Genomic DNA, 17,385 nt, shown 5'->3' on the forward strand with positions numbered 1-17,385 from the left:
GCCGGGTGATCAGTCCACAATGGAGGCCGGCAGGACGGCCGAGGCTCCCGCCCGGGGCCGGCGGGTGGTGGAGGAGCGGTCAGCGGGTGGCGAGCGAGGCGGTCCGCGCGTCGGTCAGCGCGACCAGGTCGGCCGGGGCCAGTTCGAGCTGGAGGCCGCGCCGGCCGGCCGAGACGTAGACGGTGGGGAAGTCCAACGCCGAGGCGTCGAGCACGGTGGGCAGCCGCTTGCGCTGACCGAGCGGGCTGATCCCACCGCGTACGTAGCCGGTGGCCCGCTCGGCGACCGCCCGGTCCGCGAGCGCCGCCCGCTTGCCGCCGACGGCCGCCGCGAGCGCCTTGAGGTCCAGCTCGCCGGTCACCGGCACCACCGCGACGGTGAGCCCCCCGTCGACCTCGGTGACCAGCGACTTGAAGACCCGCTCCGGGGGCACGCCGAGGGCCGCCGCGACGAGCGCGCCGTAGTTCGACGCGTCCGGGTCCACCGTGTACGGGTGCGTGCGGTGGGCGATCTTCCGCTTCGCCAGCAGTGCCGTCGCCGGTGTGCCCTGTCCCGCCACGATCGACAACCTAGCCGGTCACCGGTTGGCACACCAGGACGGTCGGCGCACCGGCGACCCGGGTGAGCACCAGACTCGCCGCGGCGTCACCGGCCAGCCGTAGGTCCCGCCGGAGCTGCTCCGGCGTCAGCGCCGAACCGCGCTTGAGGATCTCCACCCGGCCGACGCCCCGGTCACGCAGCAGCGCGCGCAGCCGCTTGAGCGAGAACGGCAGCACGTCGGTCACCTCCAGGCAGCGGGTGAACGGGCTGGTCGCCGGAGTGTCGGCGTACAGGTAGGCGATGTCCGGGTCGCCCAGCGTGGCGTCGAGACGGTCGGCCAGCTCGGCGACCAGGTGGGCGCGGACCACGGCCGGGTCGGGGTCGTGCAGGAAGCGCCGTACCGGGCCGACCGTCGCCTCGCGGTCGCCCCCACCGGTGAGCTGCTCGACGGGGGCAGTCGGCTTACCGGCCGGCGGCTCCTGCCGGAGCAGGGTGGCCCGGCGGGGCACCTCGGCGAGCCGGCCGCACCACAGCGCCGCCTCCACCAGGTCGCCGTCGACCCCGACCCACTCGGCCTCGGCCCCGGCCGGAATGAGCGCGTGGTCGATTCCCGGGGCCACCTTGACCACCGTGCGGGGCGTCCGTTCGGCCAGGCCGACGACGAAGTCCCACGGCGGCGAGTAGGCGCTCGGGTCGAAGATCCGTCGGCCGGTGCCGGACGACCGCCGTGCCGGATCGCAGAACACCGCATCGACTCGGCTCACGTCGAACGCGGTCGCGTCGCCGCACTCCACGGTCACCAGCTCGGCCAGCCCGGCCGCCGCCACGTTGGCGGTCGCCATGGCCGCGGTCAGCGGGTCGGCCTCGATCGCGTACACCCGGATGCCGGCCCGTCCCGCGGCGAGCGCGTCGGCGCCCAGCCCGCAACCCAGGTCGGCGAGCGTGCCCACGCCCGCGGCGCGCAGCCGCGCGGCCCGCCGGTCGGCGACCACCCGGCGGGTGGCCTGCTCCAGGCCGGGTCGGGTGAAGAACATGCCGGCGGCGGACGGCCCGAACTTGCCGGTCGCCCGGCGGCGCAGCTCGGCCTGGGTCAGCGCGGCCGCCGCCAGGCCGGCCGGTACGCCGGCCGCGCGCAGGGCCGACGCCGCGGCCAGCGGGTCGCCGCCGGCCACCCGGGTCGCCGCGTCGAGCGCGGCCCTCCCGTCCGGGGTACGCAGCGCGGCCAGCTGGTCGAGATCCACCCACTCATTGTCCGGCTCCGGTCGGGGTGACCGGACCGGGGTGTGTCGGCGCGGGGCGGGTCGTGGGCGACACGGGTCGGCGGCGTTGGCACTCTCCTTGACGGAGTGCTAGCCACGGAATAACCTGCGATTAGCACTCTCACCCTGAGGGTGCCAGCTTCCGGGTCGTCCGACCCGGGCGCTGAAACGCCAGGCGGACCGGCACCCGCGACGACGGCCCCGCCCGGTGGCATGTGGCAGATTGACGCTGGTCGGCCCCGGTCGACCAGCACAGAAACCAGTACCCCAGGAGGGTATGCCCGTGACTACCGCGACCAAGGTTGCGATCAAGCCGCTCGAGGACCGGATCGTGGTCCAGGCGAACGAGGCTGAGACCACCACGGCGTCGGGCATCGTGATCCCCGACACCGCCAAGGAGAAGCCGCAGGAGGGCACCGTCCTCGCTGTCGGCCCGGGCCGGATCGACGACAACGGCAACCGTGTTCCGCTCGACGTCAAGGTCGGCGACACCGTTCTCTACTCGAAGTACGGCGGCACCGAGGTCAAATACGCGGGCGAGGAGTACCTGGTGCTCTCCGCCCGTGACGTCCTCGCGGTCATCGAGAAGTAAGCAACCGATCAGTGTTCGGTGCCCCGGTCCGGCTCGCCGGGCCGGGGCGCCGTCGCTTGAAGGGACATTCATGGCGAAGATCCTGAGCTTCTCGGACGACGCCCGGCACCTGCTGGAGCACGGTGTCAACGCCCTCGCGGACGCGGTCAAGGTCACCCTCGGCCCGCGCGGGCGCAACGTCGTCCTGGACAAGAAATTCGGTGCGCCGACGATCACCAACGATGGCGTGACCATCGCCAAGGAGATCGAGCTCACCAACCCGTACGAGAACCTCGGCGCGCAGCTGGTCAAGGAGGTGGCGACCAAGACCAACGACGTCGCCGGCGACGGGACCACCACCGCGACCGTGCTGGCCCAGGCGATGGTCCGCGAGGGCCTGCGCAACGTGGCCGCCGGTGCCAACCCGACCGGTCTCAAGCGGGGCATCGACGCGGCGGCCAACAAGGTCTCCGAGGCGCTGCTCGGCCGGGCCGTCGAGGTGGCCGGCAAGGAGTCGATCGCGCACGTCGCGACCGTCTCCGCGCAGGACGCCACCATCGGTGACCTGATCGCCGAGGCGATGGAGCGGGTGGGCCGCGACGGTGTCATCACCGTCGAGGAGGGCTCCACCCTCGCCACCGAGCTGGACGTGACCGAGGGTCTCCAGTTCGACAAGGGCTTCATCTCCCCGAACTTCGTCACCGACGCGGAGGCGCAGGAGTCCGTCCTGGAGGACGCGTACATCCTGATCACCACGCAGAAGATCTCCGCGATCGAGGAGCTGCTGCCGCTGCTGGAGAAGGTCCTGCAGAACAGCAAGCCGCTGCTGATCATCGCCGAGGACGTGGAGGGCCAGGCGCTCTCCACCCTGGTGGTCAACTCGATCCGCAAGACCCTCAAGGTCTGCGCGGTCAAGGCCCCCGGCTTCGGCGACCGGCGCAAGGCGATGCTCCAGGACATGGCGATCATCACCGGCGCCGAGCTGATCGCGCCGGAGCTGGGTTACAAGCTCGACCAGGTCGGCCTGGAGGTGCTGGGCACCGCCCGGCGCGTCGTGGTCGACAAGGACAACACCACGATCGTCGACGGCGGCGGCCAGTCCGCCGACGTCGCGGACCGGGTGGCCCAGATCCGCAAGGAGATCGAGGCCTCGGACTCCGAGTGGGACCGGGAGAAGCTCGCCGAGCGGCTGGCGAAGCTGTCCGGCGGCATCGCCGTCATCAAGGCCGGCGGCGCGACCGAGGTCGAGATGAAGGAGCGCAAGCACCGCATCGAGGACGCGATCGCCGCCACCAAGGCCGCCGTCGAGGAGGGCACGGTGCCCGGTGGTGGCGCCGCCCTGGCGCAGATCCTGCCGGCGCTCGACGACGACCTCGGGTTCACCGGTGACGAGAAGGTCGGTGTCTCGATCGTCCGCAAGGCGCTGGTCGAGCCGCTGCGCTGGATCGCCCAGAACGCCGGCCACGACGGCTACGTGGTGGTGCAGAAGGTCGCCGCCGCCGACTGGGGCAACGGCCTGAACGCCGCCACCGGCGAGTACGTCGACCTGGCCAAGGCCGGCATCCTGGACCCGGTGAAGGTGACCCGCAACGCGGTCTCCAACGCCGCCTCCATCGCCGGCCTGCTCCTCACCACGGAGAGCCTCGTGGTGGAGAAGCCGGCCGAGCCGGAGCCGGCCGCCGCAGGTGGGCACGGCCACTCGCACGGCCACGGCCACCAGCACGGCCCGGGCTTCTGACCCACGTCGTACGCCCGATCGGGGCACACCGCCACCCGGCGGTGTGCCCCGACCCGTAGGTGGGGTCCTTACCGAACGCTGACGTCACTACCGGCCGGCCCGGATGATCGGAAACACTGGGCCGTATGAGCTCCACGACACGCGGGTACGCCGCCCTGGCCGGGATCACCGCCGCCGCCGTGGCGATCGGCACCGCGGAACTGGCCGCCGTGCTGTCCGGCCCCCGCTCGGCGCCCCTGGTCGCGGTCGGCGGCGTGGTCGTCGACACCGTGCCCGAGCCGCTGAAACAGTTCGCGATCGACGTCTTCGGCCGGTACGACAAGGTCGCCCTGCTGGCCGGCACCGGGCTGCTGCTCGCGGCCTTCGCGGCGCTGATCGGCCTGCTCGCCGTACGCCGACTGGCGGTCGGCCTCGCCGGCATCGCCGCCTTCGGCGCGGTCGGCGTCGCCGCCGCCCTGACCCGGCCCGGCGCGGACGCCCTCTACGCCCTGCCCACGCTGGTCGGTGCCGGGCTCGGCGCGCTGGCCCTGTGGGCGTTCGTCGCCGGCCCGCTGGAACTCGACCCCTGGCCGTGGACACCACCGACCGCCCCCGCCGCAGGCGAGGGGACGCCGGCGTCGCTCCCCTCCGAGGATGGGTCCGGGTCCTTTCGAGCTGCCCCGGAAACGGGGCGCCCCAGCTCCGGGGCAGCTCGACAGGACGCGAGCGGTCCACCGGCGGTGCCGGACCAGGCCGGGACCGGAGGGGATCAGGCCGGGACCGGCCCGGCGCCGGGCGGTGGGCCGCTGGAGGTCACCGACCCGCAGTCCCGGCGGCGGTTCCTGACCGGCGCGGGCGTGCTGCTCGGTGTGGCCGCGGTGGGCGGGTTCGGCGGCCGCTGGCTGGCCGGCCGCCGGGGCGTGACGGCGGCCCGGGAGGCGGTGGTGCTGCCCGCGCCGGTCTCGCCCGCCCCCGCGGTGCCGGCCGGCGCCGACCTGTCCCTGACCCAGCTGGCGCCGTACGTGACGCCGAACTTCGGCTTCTACCGCATCGACACGGCGCTGGTGGTGCCGCAGGTGGACCCGGAGACGTGGCGGCTGCGCATCCACGGACGGGTCCGCAAGCCGTTGACGTTGAGCTTCGCCGACCTGCTCGCCCGGCCGATGGTCGAGCGCTACGTGACGCTCGCCTGCGTGTCCAACGAGGTCGGCGGGGACCTGATCGGCAACGCGCGCTGGCTCGGCGTACCGATCAAGGACCTGCTGGACGAGGTCGAGCCGGAGGAGGGTGCGGACCAGGTGGTCGGGCGCTCGGTCGACGGTTGGACCTGCGGCACCCCGACGGCGGCGCTGCGCGACGGGCGGGACGCGCTGCTGGCGGTGGGCATGAACGGTGAGCCGCTGCCGGTCGAGCACGGGTTCCCGGTGCGGATGGTGGTGCCGGGCCTCTACGGGTACGTGTCGGCGTGCAAGTGGGTGACCGAGCTGGAGCTGACGAGCTTCGCGGACTTCGACGCGTACTGGGTGCCGAGGGGGTGGTCGGCGCAGGGGCCGATCAAGACCCAGTCGCGGATCGACGCGCCTCGCGCGCGCAACCGGCTCACCGCCGGCCGGGTGATGGTGGCCGGGGTGGCCTGGGCGCAGCACCGGGGCGTCCAACGGGTCGAGGTACGCGTCGATGACGGGCCGTGGCAGGAGGCGGAGCTGGCGCCGACCGTCTCGGTGGACACCTGGGTCCAGTGGTCGTGGGCCTGGGACGCGACGCCGGGGGAGCACCGCCTCCAGGTCCGTGCCACGGACAGCACCGGCGAGACCCAGACCTCCCGCGAGCAGGACGTCGCCCCCGACGGCGCCACCGGCTGGCACACCGTCCAGGTAAAAGTCACCTAACCCCCCCACCCCCCGGCCCCCCCCGCCCCCCCCGCCCCCGCCCCTCCGGGAACGGTTTCCGGGTGATCAAGAGGTTTGCGTCACCGTTGATCTCCAACGTGACGCAAACCTCTTGATCACCGAGCCGAGGGGGGAGGGGACGGGAGGGGGGGTGGGGGTGGGGGTGGGGTCAGGCCACGTTGCGTTGGCTGGGGACGGTCGACTTGTGCGGGCGGCCGAGGCGGGCCTCCAGGCGGGCGACGTCGACGCGGCTCTGCCGGCGGTCGGCCAGGTCCTCCCAGCCGAGGGCCAGCAGGCGCAGCCGCTCGGACTCGCTGAAACCCCCCCAGACGCCGTACGGCTCGCGTACCGACAGCGCGTGCGCCGCGCACTCGGCGCGGACCGGGCAGGCGCGGCAGACGGCCTTGGCGCCGGACTCACGGCGCAGTCGGGAGGAGCCCCGCTCGCCGTCGGGGTGGAAGAACTGGGCACTGTCCCGGCCCCGGCAAGCGCCGAGCCGCTGCCAGTCCCAGAGATCGACGATGGGTCCGGGCAGTCTACGTACGTTCGACATCAGCACCCCTCCTCCCGTGCGGCACCGCGAGATACTCATGGCCGGTGTTCGGGCGGCGGGCCGCGCAGGCGCACCGTTACCGGCTGGCCCACCGGTACCCGCCCTTCCCACGACTCACACGTCTCGTGATCGAAAACCTCGGACAAGGTGCGGCATATGCCCCATCTGTCGGAAAAGTTCGGAGGATTGCCGGGAACCTCCTCCTCGGCTGACCCCGTCGTGGTCTGCTCGTTGGCGGAGAGGAGAGCCCCAGTGCGTACCGTTCTCGTCTGCGTCCGGACACCGCTCGCGGCGCAGCACCTGACATCGGCGGCAGCCCGGTTGGGACTGTCCGCGGCCGTCCGTACCGCTGTCTCCGATCCCGAGGTGATGTTGCGGCTCGCCGAGCGTCAACCGGATGTGATCCTGGCCGACACGGCGCTCACCCGCCCGGACAGCGCCGGCTTCGTCCGCCGCGTCCTGGCGCGGGCACCACAGGCCGCGGTGCTGCTGTTCGGCGCGGAGGAGTCCGAGGCGGCGGCAGCCACCATCAGCGCCGGCGCCCGTGGCCTGATCCAGGGCGTCGACCACGATCTGACCAGCGCGGTCGCCAAGGCGTTGCTGCTGCTCTCGGCGCCCGGGCGGGCCGCCCGACACCGAGTCACCGACCCGGCCCGGGACACCGCGGCCGTGGGTGGCCCGGTCCGCTCGGCGGGGGCCGCCCGGTCCTCCGGCGAGCACGGCCCGGAGTGGGCGGCCGGACCGGCCGAGGGGCCGGCCGTGGAGGGCCCCGGGGGCGCCCCGTCGGTGGTGCCCGTCCAGCGCGGTGATGACGGCCCCGAGGCCGGCGGAGAGCCGGAGGGTGGTGCGTCCGACGGCCAGCGGCCGGGCCCGAACGTCCGGGCCGCCCGCGCCTCTATCGGGCTGACCGAGCGCGAACTCCAGGTGTTGCTCGGCATGGCCGAGGGTAAGAGCAACGCGGAGATCGGGCGCGAGCTGTTCGTGTCGGAGGACACGGTCAAGACGCATGCTCGGCGGCTGTTCCGCAAGCTCGGCGCCCGGGACCGGGCGCACGCGGTCGCGGCCGGCTTCCGCGCCGGCCTGGTGGCCTGACCACCGCCACCTGGGGCTCGCCCGGCGGCGAGACGACACCCTCGCCGGCCCCGCCGGGTCACGCCTCGGCGCTGGGCTCCTCGTCGTGGCCGTCGGTCAGGGTGTCGTGCACACCGTCGGCGTAGCCCCGCGCGTACTCCCAGGTGACGTAGTGGTCGGGATCCGGGTCGTAGGCCGGCTCGTGCACGCGGGGCCGGCCGGAGCTCAACAGGTGTCGCAGGTTGCCCCGGAGCAGGTCCCAGTCGAAGTAGTGCGGCTCCCGGCAGTCCTCGCACTCGATCACGAGCCCCCGCACCCCGATCGGGGCCAGCAGCGCCTGGTAGATCTCCAGGTCGGCGAGATCCTCCAGCACGTCCTGCCGCTCGACCTCGGTCAGCGGGTCGAGCGGTGCGTCGTCGCCCGGATCGTGCAGGCCCGCGGCCGGATCGGCCGGGTCGCCGTTGAACGGGTCGATGGGCTCCTCGTGCACCCCCTCACCGTAGACCCAACGCCGCGCCGACGCCCGCCCCGTGGCGCGTGCCCGCGCGCCCTGGCCACGGGACGACACCGGCCCGTCGGCCCCGCCGCGCCGAGGGGTGGCCCTGCTCACTGGGTACGATGAGAGCGACGCGCCGCCTGCGGCGCTCCTCCGGTGCCTGCCTGCGCCACCTCACTGACGCCGAACCGAACAGCTCAGGGGAGCAATCGTGGAAAATTCGCCCAGCACCGCTCTTCCCGCCGACGTCGACCACGGCGAGCTGGGTGGCCACCTGCCGGAGTTGCCGGCCGGTTCGGCGCGGGTGGTGCCGCTCGGCCTCACCTTCGACGACGTGCTCCTCCAGCCGGGTGAGTCGGACGTGGTGCCCAGCCGGGTGAACACCGTCACCCGGATGAGCCGCAACGTCACCCTCTCCGTGCCGCTGCTGTCCAGCGCGATGGACACGGTCACCGAGGCGCCGATGGCGATCGCCATGGCCCGCCAGGGCGGCATCGGCGTGCTGCACCGCAACCTCTCGGTGGAGGACCAGGCGCTCCAGGTCGACCTGGTGAAGCGCTCCGAGTCGGGCATGATCACCAACCCGGTGACCGCCAGCCCGGACGACACCCTGCGCGAGGTCGACGCGCTCTGCGGCCGCTACCGCATCTCCGGTGTGCCGGTGGTGGGTCGCGACGGTGAGCTGGTCGGCATCGTGACGAACCGGGACATGCGTTTCGTCTCCGACCCGGACACCCCGGTCCGGGAGATCATGACCCGGACCCCGCTGGTCACCGCGCAGGTCGGGGTGAGCAAGGACGAGGCGCTGGGACTGCTGCGCCAGCACAAGGTGGAGAAGCTGCCCATCGTGGACGGCTCGGGCCGGCTGCGCGGGCTGATCACCGTGAAGGACTTCACCAAGAGCGAGCAGTACCCGGACGCCACCAAGGACGAGGCGGGCCGGCTGCGGGTCGCCGCCGCGATCGGGGTCGGCGAGGACTCGTACAAGCGGGCGCGGGCCCTGGTCGACGCCGGTGTGGACGTGCTGATCGTGGACACCGCCCACGGTCACCAGCGCGCCGTGCTGGACATGGTCGCCCGGCTCAAGAAGGACGTGAACGTCGACGTGGTCGGCGGCAACGTCGCTACGTACGCCGGGGCGCGGGCCCTGGTCGAGGCCGGCGCCGACGGCGTGAAGGTCGGCGTCGGGCCGGGCGCGATCTGCACCACCCGCATCGTGGCCGGCGTCGGCGTGCCGCAGATCACCGCGATCATGGAGGCGGCGCGGGCCGCCCGGCCGGCCGGGGTGCCGGTGATCGGCGACGGTGGCATCCAGTACTCGGGCGACATCGCCAAGGCGCTGGTCGCCGGTGCCGACACGGTCATGCTCGGCAGCCTGCTCGCGGGCTGCGAGGAGAGCCCCGGCGAGCTGATCTTCGCCAACGGCAAGCAGTTCAAGACGTACCGGGGGATGGGTTCGCTCGGTGCGATGCAGTCCCGGGGCCAGGCCAAGTCGTACTCGAAGGACCGGTACTTCCAGCAGGACGTCACCAGCGACGAGAAGCTGGTGCCGGAGGGCGTCGAGGGCCAGGTGCCCTACCGGGGGCCGCTGTCCCGGGTCGCCCACCAGCTCGTCGGCGGTCTGCGGCTGGCCATGGGCTACGCGGGCGCGGAGAGCATCCCCGAGCTGCACCGGCGTGGGCAGCTGATCCGGATCACCGCGGCGGGTCTCAAGGAGAGCCACCCCCACGACATCCAGATGACCGTCGAGGCCCCCAACTACCACACCCGCTGACACACCCCCACCACCCCCGAACACACCTGGAGTGACCCATGCGTGACGTGGTCGAGATCGGGTTGGGCAAGACCGCGCAGCGCGGTTACCACCTGGACGACATCGCGATCGTGCCGAGTCGCCGCACCCGGGACGTCGACGACGTCTCCACCGCCTGGCAGCTCGACGCCTACCAGTTCGGCATCCCGTGCGTCGGGCACCCCTCCGACGCCACCATGAGCCCCGCCTCGGCCGTCCGGCTGGGGCAGCTCGGCGGTCTCGGCGTGCTCAACGTCGAAGGGCTCTGGACCCGCTACGAGAACCCCGCCAAGATCCTTGAGGAGCTCGCCGGCCTCGACGAGGACGCCCGCGCCACCAAGCGTCTTCAGGAGGTGTACGCGGAGCCGATCCGCCCCGACCTGATCGCCGAGCGCGTACGCGAACTGCGCGCGGGCGGCGGGACGGTCGCCGTGCGGGTCTCCCCGCAGCACACCCTGGCCCTCGCCCCGGTGATCCTCGACGCCGGTGTGGACATCCTCGTCATCCAGGGCACCATCGTCTCCGCCGAGCACGTCTCGACGACCGACGAGCCGCTGAACCTCAAGGAGTTCATCGCCGACCTCGACCTGCCGGTCATCGTCGGCGGCTGCACCGACTACAAGACCGCGCTGCACCTGATGCGTACGGGCGCGGCCGGCGTCATCGTCGGCATCGGCGGCGACGAGTGGTCGACCACCGAGTCGGTGCTCGGCATCCGGGTGCCGATGGCGACGGCGATCGCCGACGCGGCGGCCGCCCGCCGGGACTACCTGGACGAGACCGGCGGCCGGTACGTGCACCTCATCGCCGACGGCGACCTCCAGACCTCGGGCGACATCGCGAAGGCGCTCGGCTGCGGCGCGGACGCGGTGATGCTCGGCGAGCCGCTCTCGCTCTGCTCGGAGGCCCCCGCCGGTGGCGCCTGGTGGCACTCGGCGGCCAGCCACCCGTCGTTGCCGCGCGGCGCGTTCGAGGCGGCCAGCGAGCCGCTCGGGTCCCTGGAGCAGCTGCTCTTCGGCCCGGCCGACGAGCCGGACGGCCAGCTCAACCTCTTCGGCGGGCTGCGCCGGGCGATGGCCAAGTGCGGCTACCGCGACCTCAAGGAGTTCCAGAAGGTCGGCCTCGTCCTGGACCGCTGACCTGCGCCAACCTGCCCCGATCGCACCGGCCGCGCCGCTAGGCTCGGCCGGTGCGACGTATCTTCCCCCGGCTACGCCCGGCGCTGGCCGCCGCGCTGGTGGCGGTGCTCGCGCTCGGCGGCTGCACCCGGTCCGATGAGGACGGCGGGTTCCGGCCGGGCGCTGCCGACGCCGGTGACCCGTACGTGCCGGGGCGCGGCAACGGCGGCTACGACGTCGGGCACTACAACCTCGACGTGCGGTACGACCCGGCGACCGACCGGCTGACCGGACGCGCCGTGCTCACCGTCACCGCGACCATGGGGCTGTCCCGGTTCAACCTCGACCTCGCCGGCCTGGACGTCGAGCGGGTGGTGGTCGACGGCGCGCCGGCCGAGCAGCGGCGGACCGGCGACGAACTGGTGGTCACCCCGGCCCGCGAGCTGCCCCGGGGCACCCGGTTCACGGTCGAGGTCGCGTACGCGGGTGTGCCCGCCGCGATTCCCGACGGCGTGCTGGGCAGCGGCGGCTTCCTGCACACCGACGACGGGGCGATCGCGCTCGGCCAACCCGACTCGGCGGCCACCTGGTTCCCGGTCAACGACCACCCGTCCGACAAGGCCACCTACGACGTCGCGGTGACCGTGCCGGACGGGCTGGCCGCGCTGAGCAACGGGGTGCCCGGGCCGCGGCGCAGCGCCGACGGGTGGACCACCTGGCGGTGGGCCGAACGCGCGCCGATGGCCAGCTACCTGACCACCCTGGTCATCGGCCGCTACCGGGTCACCACCGGCACGCACGCCGGGCGGCCGATGGTGACGGCGGTGCCGGCGAGCGAACCGGAGGACGGTCCGGCCGCCGCGTCGCTGGCCCGCACCGGCGCGATCGTCGATTTCCTGGCCAGCCGCTTCGGGCCGTACCCGTTCGAGTCGTACGGCGGGATCGTGGTCGCCGACCCGCGGATCGGGTACGCGCTGGAGACCCAGTCCCGGCCCGTGTACGGGCCGAGCTTCTTCGAGGGCGGCCGCCCCAACCCGGCGGTGGTGGCGCACGAGCTGGCCCACCAGTGGTTCGGCGACAGCGTCTCGCTGGCCCGCTGGGGCGACATCTGGCTGAACGAGGGCTTCGCCACGTACGCCGAGTGGCTGTGGGACGAGCACGACGGCGGCCGGACCGCCCAGCGGGCCTTCGAGGCGCAGTACGCGGCGACCGACTGGTCCCGGCCGTCGGTCGACCCGGGCCGGGAGGCGATGTTCGGCAGCGCCGTCTACCAGCGCGGCGCGCTCGCCGTGCACGCCCTGCGTCGGACCGTCGGCGACGACACCTTCTTCCGCATCCTCCGCGAGTGGACGGCCGGGCGGCGCGACGGCAACGTCCGCACGGGCGACCTGATCGCGCACGCTGAGCGGGTCTCCGGCCGGCAACTGCGGTCCCTCTTCGACGCCTGGCTGATCGGTGGCACCCCGCCCGCCCTGCCGTGACGGCGGGCGGCACCCGCCCTCCCTGCCGTGACGGCGGCGTGATCGTCGATCGGTAGGCTGCGCGGACGGACCGGGGCGACCCGCGGTGCGGCGACCGCCCCGGTGGGCCTGGGCGCCGACCGGATGGGCGGGCGTGGATCCCGCCGGCACTGGGGAGGACGAACGCGATGAGGCTGTCAGGGCGGGCACTGCGGGCGGGTGCGGGACTGCTGCTGACCGGGGCGCTGCTCGTCGGCTGCGACGCGGCCTCGTCGGAGACCACCCCCTCGGCGGGTGCTCCGTCGCCCACCGGCCCGCGCACGTTCAAGCCGGGCGCGGCGGGGGCGGGCGATCCGTACTTCCCGAGCTACGGCAACGGTGGCTACGACGTCGCCCGCTACGCCGTCAAGGTCCGGTACGACCCGAAGACCGACCGGCTGACCGGCACCGCGACCGTGCAGGCCGCCGCGACCAGCGATTTGTCGTCGTTCAACCTGGACCTGGCCGGGCTGAGCGTCCGCTCGGTGACCGTGGACGGGGCGGCGGCCAAGCACAGCCGCAAGGGCAACGAACTGGTGGTCACCCCGGCGCACGGCCTGATCGCCGGCAACGGCTTCGTGACCGAGATCGCGTACGAGGGCAAGCCCGAGCCGCTGGAGAACGAGGTGCTCGGCGAGGGCGGCTTCCTGCACACCGACGACGGCGCCATCGCGCTCGGCCAGCCGGAGTCGGCGAGCACCTGGTTCCCGGTCAACGACCACCCCTCGGACAAGGCCACCTACGACTTCGAGATCACCGTCCCCGACGGACTGACCGCGGTCAGCAACGGCGTGCCGGCCGGGAAGTCCGACGCCGACGGGTGGACCACCTGGAAGTGGGCGGAGCGCCAGCCGATGGCGAGCTACCTGAGCTTCGTGGTGATCGGGAAGCTGCGGGTGACCACCGGTGAGCACAAGGGACGGCCGGTGTTCAGCGCCGTGGACGAGTCGCTCGGCAAGGGCGCCGCGGACACGTCGATCGCCGACACCGTCGAGGTGGCCGACTACCTGGAGACCGTTTTCGGGCCGTACCCGTTCGACGCGTACGGCGGGGTGGTCGTCGCCGACTCGCGCATCCGGTACGCGTTGGAGACGCAGTCCCGCCCGGTCTACTCCGCCAGCTTCTTCCGGCAGGGCACGAACACCGAGGTGGTGGCCCACGAGCTGGCCCACCAGTGGTTCGGTGACAGCGTGGCCCTGACGAAGTGGGAGGACATCTGGCTCAACGAGGGCCTCGCCACGTACGCCGAATGGTTGTGGGCCGAGCACAGCGACGACCGCAAGGCGGAATTGACCTTCGCCACCCGCTACAGCGGCTCGCCCAGCTCGCTCTGGCGCGTCCCGCCGGGCAAGCCGGGGGTGGAGAACCTGTTCAGCCAGTCGGTCTACCAGCGCGGCGCGATGACCGTGCACGCGCTGCGGGTGGCGATCGGCGACAAGGCGTTCTTCACGCTCCTGAAGACCTGGGCGGAGGAGAAGCGCAACGCCAACGGCACGACGGCCGAGTTCATCGCGCTCGCCGAACGGGTCAGCGGCAAGAAGCTCGACGCCCTCTTCGACGCCTGGCTCTACGGCACCACCCGCCCCGACCAACCCAAACCCCTGTAACACCCGCCCCCGCCCCCCGCCCTCCGCCCGCCCCGCCCCGGCGATCTTGCAGTTTGTGCCCCGAAGGTCCGGACAAAGGCCGCAAACCGAGGGCTGAAAGTGCAAGATCGCGGGAGAGAGGGGGCGGGGAGGGGCGCGGGAGGGGAGGGGAGGGGAGGGGGCGGGCGGGTCAGGTTTTTACGCGCAGGGTGGGGTTGGCTTTCAGGTACTGCTCGGCACGGCCGGCGCGGAGTTCGGTGAGGAAGCGGCGGCCCACCGAGGTGAGCTGCTCGCCCCGGTAGGCGCCGCCGGAGCCGACCGACCCGCCGGGCAGGCCGACCAGCGCGAACCGGTCCGCCGGCAGGCCACCCAGGGCGTACGCGACGTCGACCAGCCGCCGCCCGCCGACGTAGATCAGCGTGTCGCCGAGCGCGTCCGCGACCTGCTGCACCCGGTCGGGATCACGGGCCAGGTCCTGGTCGAGGATCTTCCGGACCAGGGCCCGGATCAGCTGCTGCTGGTGGCGTTGCCGGCTGTAGTCGCCGCCGGGGATGTAGCGCTGCCGGGCGTAGTCCAGCGCCTGCCAGCCGGTCAGGTGCCGGTTCCCCTTCTCGTACACCATCTGCGGGCCGACGTAACCGCCCGCGCCGGGCTTTCGGTGCCGGCCGTCCGGCTGCCGGTGCCGCGACACGACCCGCTGGTCGATGGTGAGGTCCACCCCGCCCAGACTGTCCACCAGCCGGTCGAACCCGTTGAACGTGACCACCGCGCCGGCGTCGATGCGCAGCCCGGTGTAGCCGCTCACGGTGCTGCGCAGCAGCTCGTACCCCTGCGCGGTGTTCGGCTGCTTCGGGCGGCCCGGCACCCGGCTGCCGTAGCTCATGGCGTGGGTGAGCTTGGTCCGGCCGCCGCGGTAGCCGGCCTTCGGGAACGCCGGGATGTCGACCACCAGGTCACGGGGGAGGGAGAAGAGGTATGCGCGGTCGAGCCCGCGCGGCACGTGCAGCACCAGCACGGCGTCGGCGTGGGGCTCCCAGCCGGGCACGCTGACCCGGGTGTCCACGCCCACGAGCAGCAGGTTGAGCGGGCCGGTGATGTCCGCGCCCGGCGGCGGGGGCGGCGGGCTGGGCGAGGTCGTGGGCGAGCCGGCGGCGCTCGGGCTCGGCGGCGCGGACGAGGCGGCGCCGCGGTCCGGGGCGCGGTCGCCGGCCAGCCGGACCGCCGCCACCCCGCCGGCCGTGACCAGCACGACCGCGGCGAGCAGCAGTACGCCCAGCAGCCGGCGGCGACGCGTCGTGCCTGAGCCGAGCACCATCCCGGACCCCCTTCACCAACCGGATAACGCGCTGACGGGTGTCTTCGGTTGTCCCCGACGCCGGCAGGTGTGCATGATCGCCCCTCGATGGCCCCTGGCGCGACGGCTACCGGCGAGTAATGATGCGGTGATGCGGTACGACGTGCTCGTCATCGGGTCCGGCTTCGGCGGCAGCGTCGCCGCGCTGCGCGCCGCCGAGAAGGGCTACACGGTCGGCGTGCTGGAGGCCGGGCGGCGCTTCGCCGACGACGAGTTCCCCCGGACGTCGTGGCGGGTGCGGCGGTTCCTCTGGGCCCCGAGGCTCGGCTGCTACGGCATTCAACGGATCGACCTGCTGCGACCGGCCGACCGCCGGGCCGGTGGCGGGGTGCTGGTCCTCTCCGGCGCCGGTGTCGGCGGTGGCTCGCTGGTCTACGCCAACACGCTCTACGAGCCGTTGCCCGCCTTCTACACCGACCCGCAGTGGCGGGAGATCACCGACTGGCGTACCGAGCTGGCCCGCCACTACGACCAGGCGAAGCGGATGCTCGGCGTCACCACGTACCCCCGGGACACGAGCGCGGACCGGGTGATGCGGGCGGTGGCCGGACGGATGGGCGTCGGCGACACCTTCCACGCGACCCCGGTCGGCGTCCACATCGGGCGGCCGGGGGAGCGGGTGGCCGACCCGTACTTCGGCGGGGCCGGACCGGAACGCACCGGCTGCACGCACTGCGGCTCCTGCATGACGGGCTGCCGGCACGGGGCGAAGAACACCCTGGTCAAGAACTACCTGTGGCTCGCCGAGCGGCTCGGCGCCCGGGTGCACCCGCTGACCACGGTCACCACCGTACGCCCCGACCCCGACGGCGGGTACGCGGTGCACACCGTACGCACCGGCGCCTGGCTGCGCCGACGGCGTCAGGTGTTCCGGGCCGAGCAGGTGGTCCTCGCGGCCGGGGCGCTCGGCACCCAGCGCCTGCTGCACGAGATGCGGGCGACCGGAGCGCTGCCCGCGCTCTCCCCCCGGCTGGGCGAGCTGACCCGCACCAACTCGGAGGCGATCCTCGGCGCCTCGGTGCCTCGCCAGCGGGCCCGCGCGCGGGGGCTCGACTTCACCGACGGGGTGGCCATCACCAGCTCGTTCCACCCCGACCCGCAGACCCACGTCGAGCCGGTCCGTTACGGGCGGGGCTCCAACGCGATGGGGCTGCTCCAGTCGCTGCTGGTCGACGGCGGGCCGCACCGGATCCGCCGGTGGGTCGCCACGCTGGCCCGGCAGCCGCGCCTGGCGGCCCAGCTGCTCTCCGTCCGCAACTGGTCGGAGCGTACGGTGATCGCCCTGGTCATGCAGTCGGCGGACAACTCGTTGACCACCCGGCTCCGGCGGGGCCCCCTCGGACGCCGGCTGGTGTCCGGGCCGGGGCACGGGGTGCCGAACCCGACCTGGATCCCCGCCGGCAACCACGCGGCCCGGCTGCTGGCGGAGGAGATCGGCGGCGTGCCCGGGGGAGCGTTGACCGAGCCGTTCGACATCCCGATGACCGCGCACATCCTCGGCGGGGCGGTGATCGGGGCCACGGCGGAGCAGGGTGTGGTCGACCCGTACCACCGGGTCTTCGGATATCCGGGGCTGCACGTGGTGGACGGCGCGGCCGTCTCGGCCAACCTCGGCGTGAACCCGTCGCTCACCATCACCGCCCAGGCGGAGCGGGCCCTGTCGTTCTGGCCCAACAAGGGCGAGCCGGACCCCCGCCCCGCGCCGGGCACCCCGTACCGCCGCCTCGCGCCGGTCCCGCCGAGAAACCCGGCAGTCCCCCCGACCGCACCCGCCGCCCTCCGCCCCTGACCCCGCGCCCGCCCGCACGCTGCCCCCGCCCTCGGCGATCTTGCAGCTTCGGCCCGAGCGATGTGATGCTGGTCCCGATTTGTCCGGGCAGAAAGTGCAAGATCGCGCACGGGGGACCGCACGGGCACCGCAGGGGGCCGGGTAGCGGCGG

The 17,385-nt window shown here is 73.5% G+C and carries 12 protein-coding genes and 4 pseudogenes; 11 read left to right on the forward strand and 5 right to left on the reverse strand.

All coding sequences use genetic code 11. From position 1 onward, the window contains the following. Nucleotides 1-79: 79 nt before the first annotated feature. The gene (ybaK, locus tag GA0070620_RS25925; RefSeq protein WP_091599373.1) at nt 80-559 is read right to left on the reverse strand and encodes a Cys-tRNA(Pro) deacylase; all 480 of its coding nucleotides are present in this window, start codon (nt 557-559) and stop codon (nt 80-82) included. A gap of 10 nt (nt 560-569) precedes the next feature. Continuing rightward, the gene (locus GA0070620_RS25930) at nt 570-1,781 is read right to left on the reverse strand and encodes a class I SAM-dependent methyltransferase (RefSeq protein WP_091595082.1); all 1,212 of its coding nucleotides are present in this window, start codon (nt 1,779-1,781) and stop codon (nt 570-572) included. Nucleotides 1,782-2,076: 295 nt separating this feature from the next. Between GA0070620_RS25930 and groES the strand changes: the two genes are divergently transcribed. The 4 genes and pseudogenes from groES to GA0070620_RS34315 all read left to right on the forward strand — a co-directional run. Next, the gene (gene groES / locus GA0070620_RS25935) at nt 2,077-2,391 is read left to right on the forward strand and encodes a co-chaperone GroES (RefSeq protein ID WP_084757526.1); all 315 of its coding nucleotides are present in this window, start codon (nt 2,077-2,079) and stop codon (nt 2,389-2,391) included. A 70-nt stretch (nt 2,392-2,461) separates the two neighbouring features. Further along, nucleotides 2,462-4,108 carry a chaperonin GroEL gene (gene groL, locus GA0070620_RS25940; RefSeq protein ID WP_091595084.1) on the forward strand — a complete coding sequence of 549 codons (1,647 nt, stop codon included), beginning with the start codon at nt 2,462-2,464 and terminating at the stop codon, nt 4,106-4,108. A gap of 125 nt (nt 4,109-4,233) precedes the next feature. Next, a pseudogene (locus GA0070620_RS34310) lies at nt 4,234-4,821 on the forward strand (molybdopterin-binding oxidoreductase); the annotation flags it as partial. An 87-nt stretch (nt 4,822-4,908) separates the two neighbouring features. Beyond that, nucleotides 4,909-5,976 (forward strand): annotated as a pseudogene (locus GA0070620_RS34315) (molybdopterin-dependent oxidoreductase); the annotation flags it as partial. A gap of 169 nt (nt 5,977-6,145) precedes the next feature. On the opposite strand, the gene GA0070620_RS25950 reads toward GA0070620_RS34315, so the two are convergent. Next, nucleotides 6,146-6,529 carry a WhiB family transcriptional regulator gene (locus tag GA0070620_RS25950; RefSeq protein ID WP_091599376.1) on the reverse strand — a complete coding sequence of 128 codons (384 nt, stop codon included), beginning with the start codon at nt 6,527-6,529 and terminating at the stop codon, nt 6,146-6,148. Between the two features lie 252 nt (nt 6,530-6,781). Here GA0070620_RS25950 and GA0070620_RS34320 point away from each other — a divergent pair. Both GA0070620_RS34320 and GA0070620_RS34325 read left to right on the forward strand, forming a co-directional pair. Further along, a pseudogene (locus tag GA0070620_RS34320) lies at nt 6,782-7,217 on the forward strand (helix-turn-helix transcriptional regulator); the annotation flags it as partial. Between the two features lie 206 nt (nt 7,218-7,423). Continuing rightward, nucleotides 7,424-7,621 (forward strand): annotated as a pseudogene (locus GA0070620_RS34325) (response regulator transcription factor); the annotation flags it as partial. A 58-nt stretch (nt 7,622-7,679) separates the two neighbouring features. Here GA0070620_RS34325 and GA0070620_RS25960 read toward each other — a convergent pair. Then, nucleotides 7,680-8,090, reverse strand: a complete 411-nt coding sequence (locus GA0070620_RS25960; RefSeq protein ID WP_091595089.1) for a DUF5319 domain-containing protein — start codon at nt 8,088-8,090, stop codon at nt 7,680-7,682. Nucleotides 8,091-8,307: 217 nt separating this feature from the next. Here GA0070620_RS25960 and guaB point away from each other — a divergent pair, with 217 nt between their 5' ends. From guaB to GA0070620_RS25980, 4 genes are all read left to right on the forward strand, one after another. Further along, complete coding sequence (gene guaB, locus GA0070620_RS25965; protein WP_091595091.1) at nt 8,308-9,870, forward strand: IMP dehydrogenase; 1,563 nt, start codon at nt 8,308-8,310, stop codon at nt 9,868-9,870. A gap of 38 nt (nt 9,871-9,908) precedes the next feature. After that, complete coding sequence (locus GA0070620_RS25970; RefSeq protein WP_091595093.1) at nt 9,909-11,027, forward strand: GuaB3 family IMP dehydrogenase-related protein; 1,119 nt, start codon at nt 9,909-9,911, stop codon at nt 11,025-11,027. Between the two features lie 50 nt (nt 11,028-11,077). Beyond that, complete coding sequence (locus GA0070620_RS25975) at nt 11,078-12,487, forward strand: M1 family metallopeptidase (RefSeq protein WP_091595095.1); 1,410 nt, start codon at nt 11,078-11,080, stop codon at nt 12,485-12,487. 167 nt (nt 12,488-12,654) lie between these two features. Beyond that, nucleotides 12,655-14,112, forward strand: coding sequence for a M1 family metallopeptidase (locus GA0070620_RS25980; RefSeq protein WP_091595097.1), 1,458 nt, complete (start codon nt 12,655-12,657; stop codon nt 14,110-14,112). A 169-nt stretch (nt 14,113-14,281) separates the two neighbouring features. On the opposite strand, the gene GA0070620_RS25985 is transcribed toward GA0070620_RS25980, so the two are convergent. Beyond that, complete coding sequence (locus tag GA0070620_RS25985) at nt 14,282-15,406, reverse strand: LCP family protein (RefSeq protein WP_091595099.1); 1,125 nt, start codon at nt 15,404-15,406, stop codon at nt 14,282-14,284. A gap of 130 nt (nt 15,407-15,536) precedes the next feature. Between GA0070620_RS25985 and GA0070620_RS25990 the strand changes: the two genes are divergently transcribed. Continuing rightward, entirely contained in the window at nt 15,537-17,234 is a 1,698-nt protein-coding gene (locus GA0070620_RS25990) for an FAD-dependent oxidoreductase (RefSeq protein ID WP_091595101.1), read from the forward strand. The last annotated feature ends 151 nt before the right edge of the window (nt 17,235-17,385 follow it).

Source organism: Micromonospora krabiensis (assembly GCF_900091425.1).
In the GTDB taxonomy this organism is placed as follows: Bacteria; Actinomycetota; Actinomycetes; order Mycobacteriales; family Micromonosporaceae; genus Micromonospora; species Micromonospora krabiensis.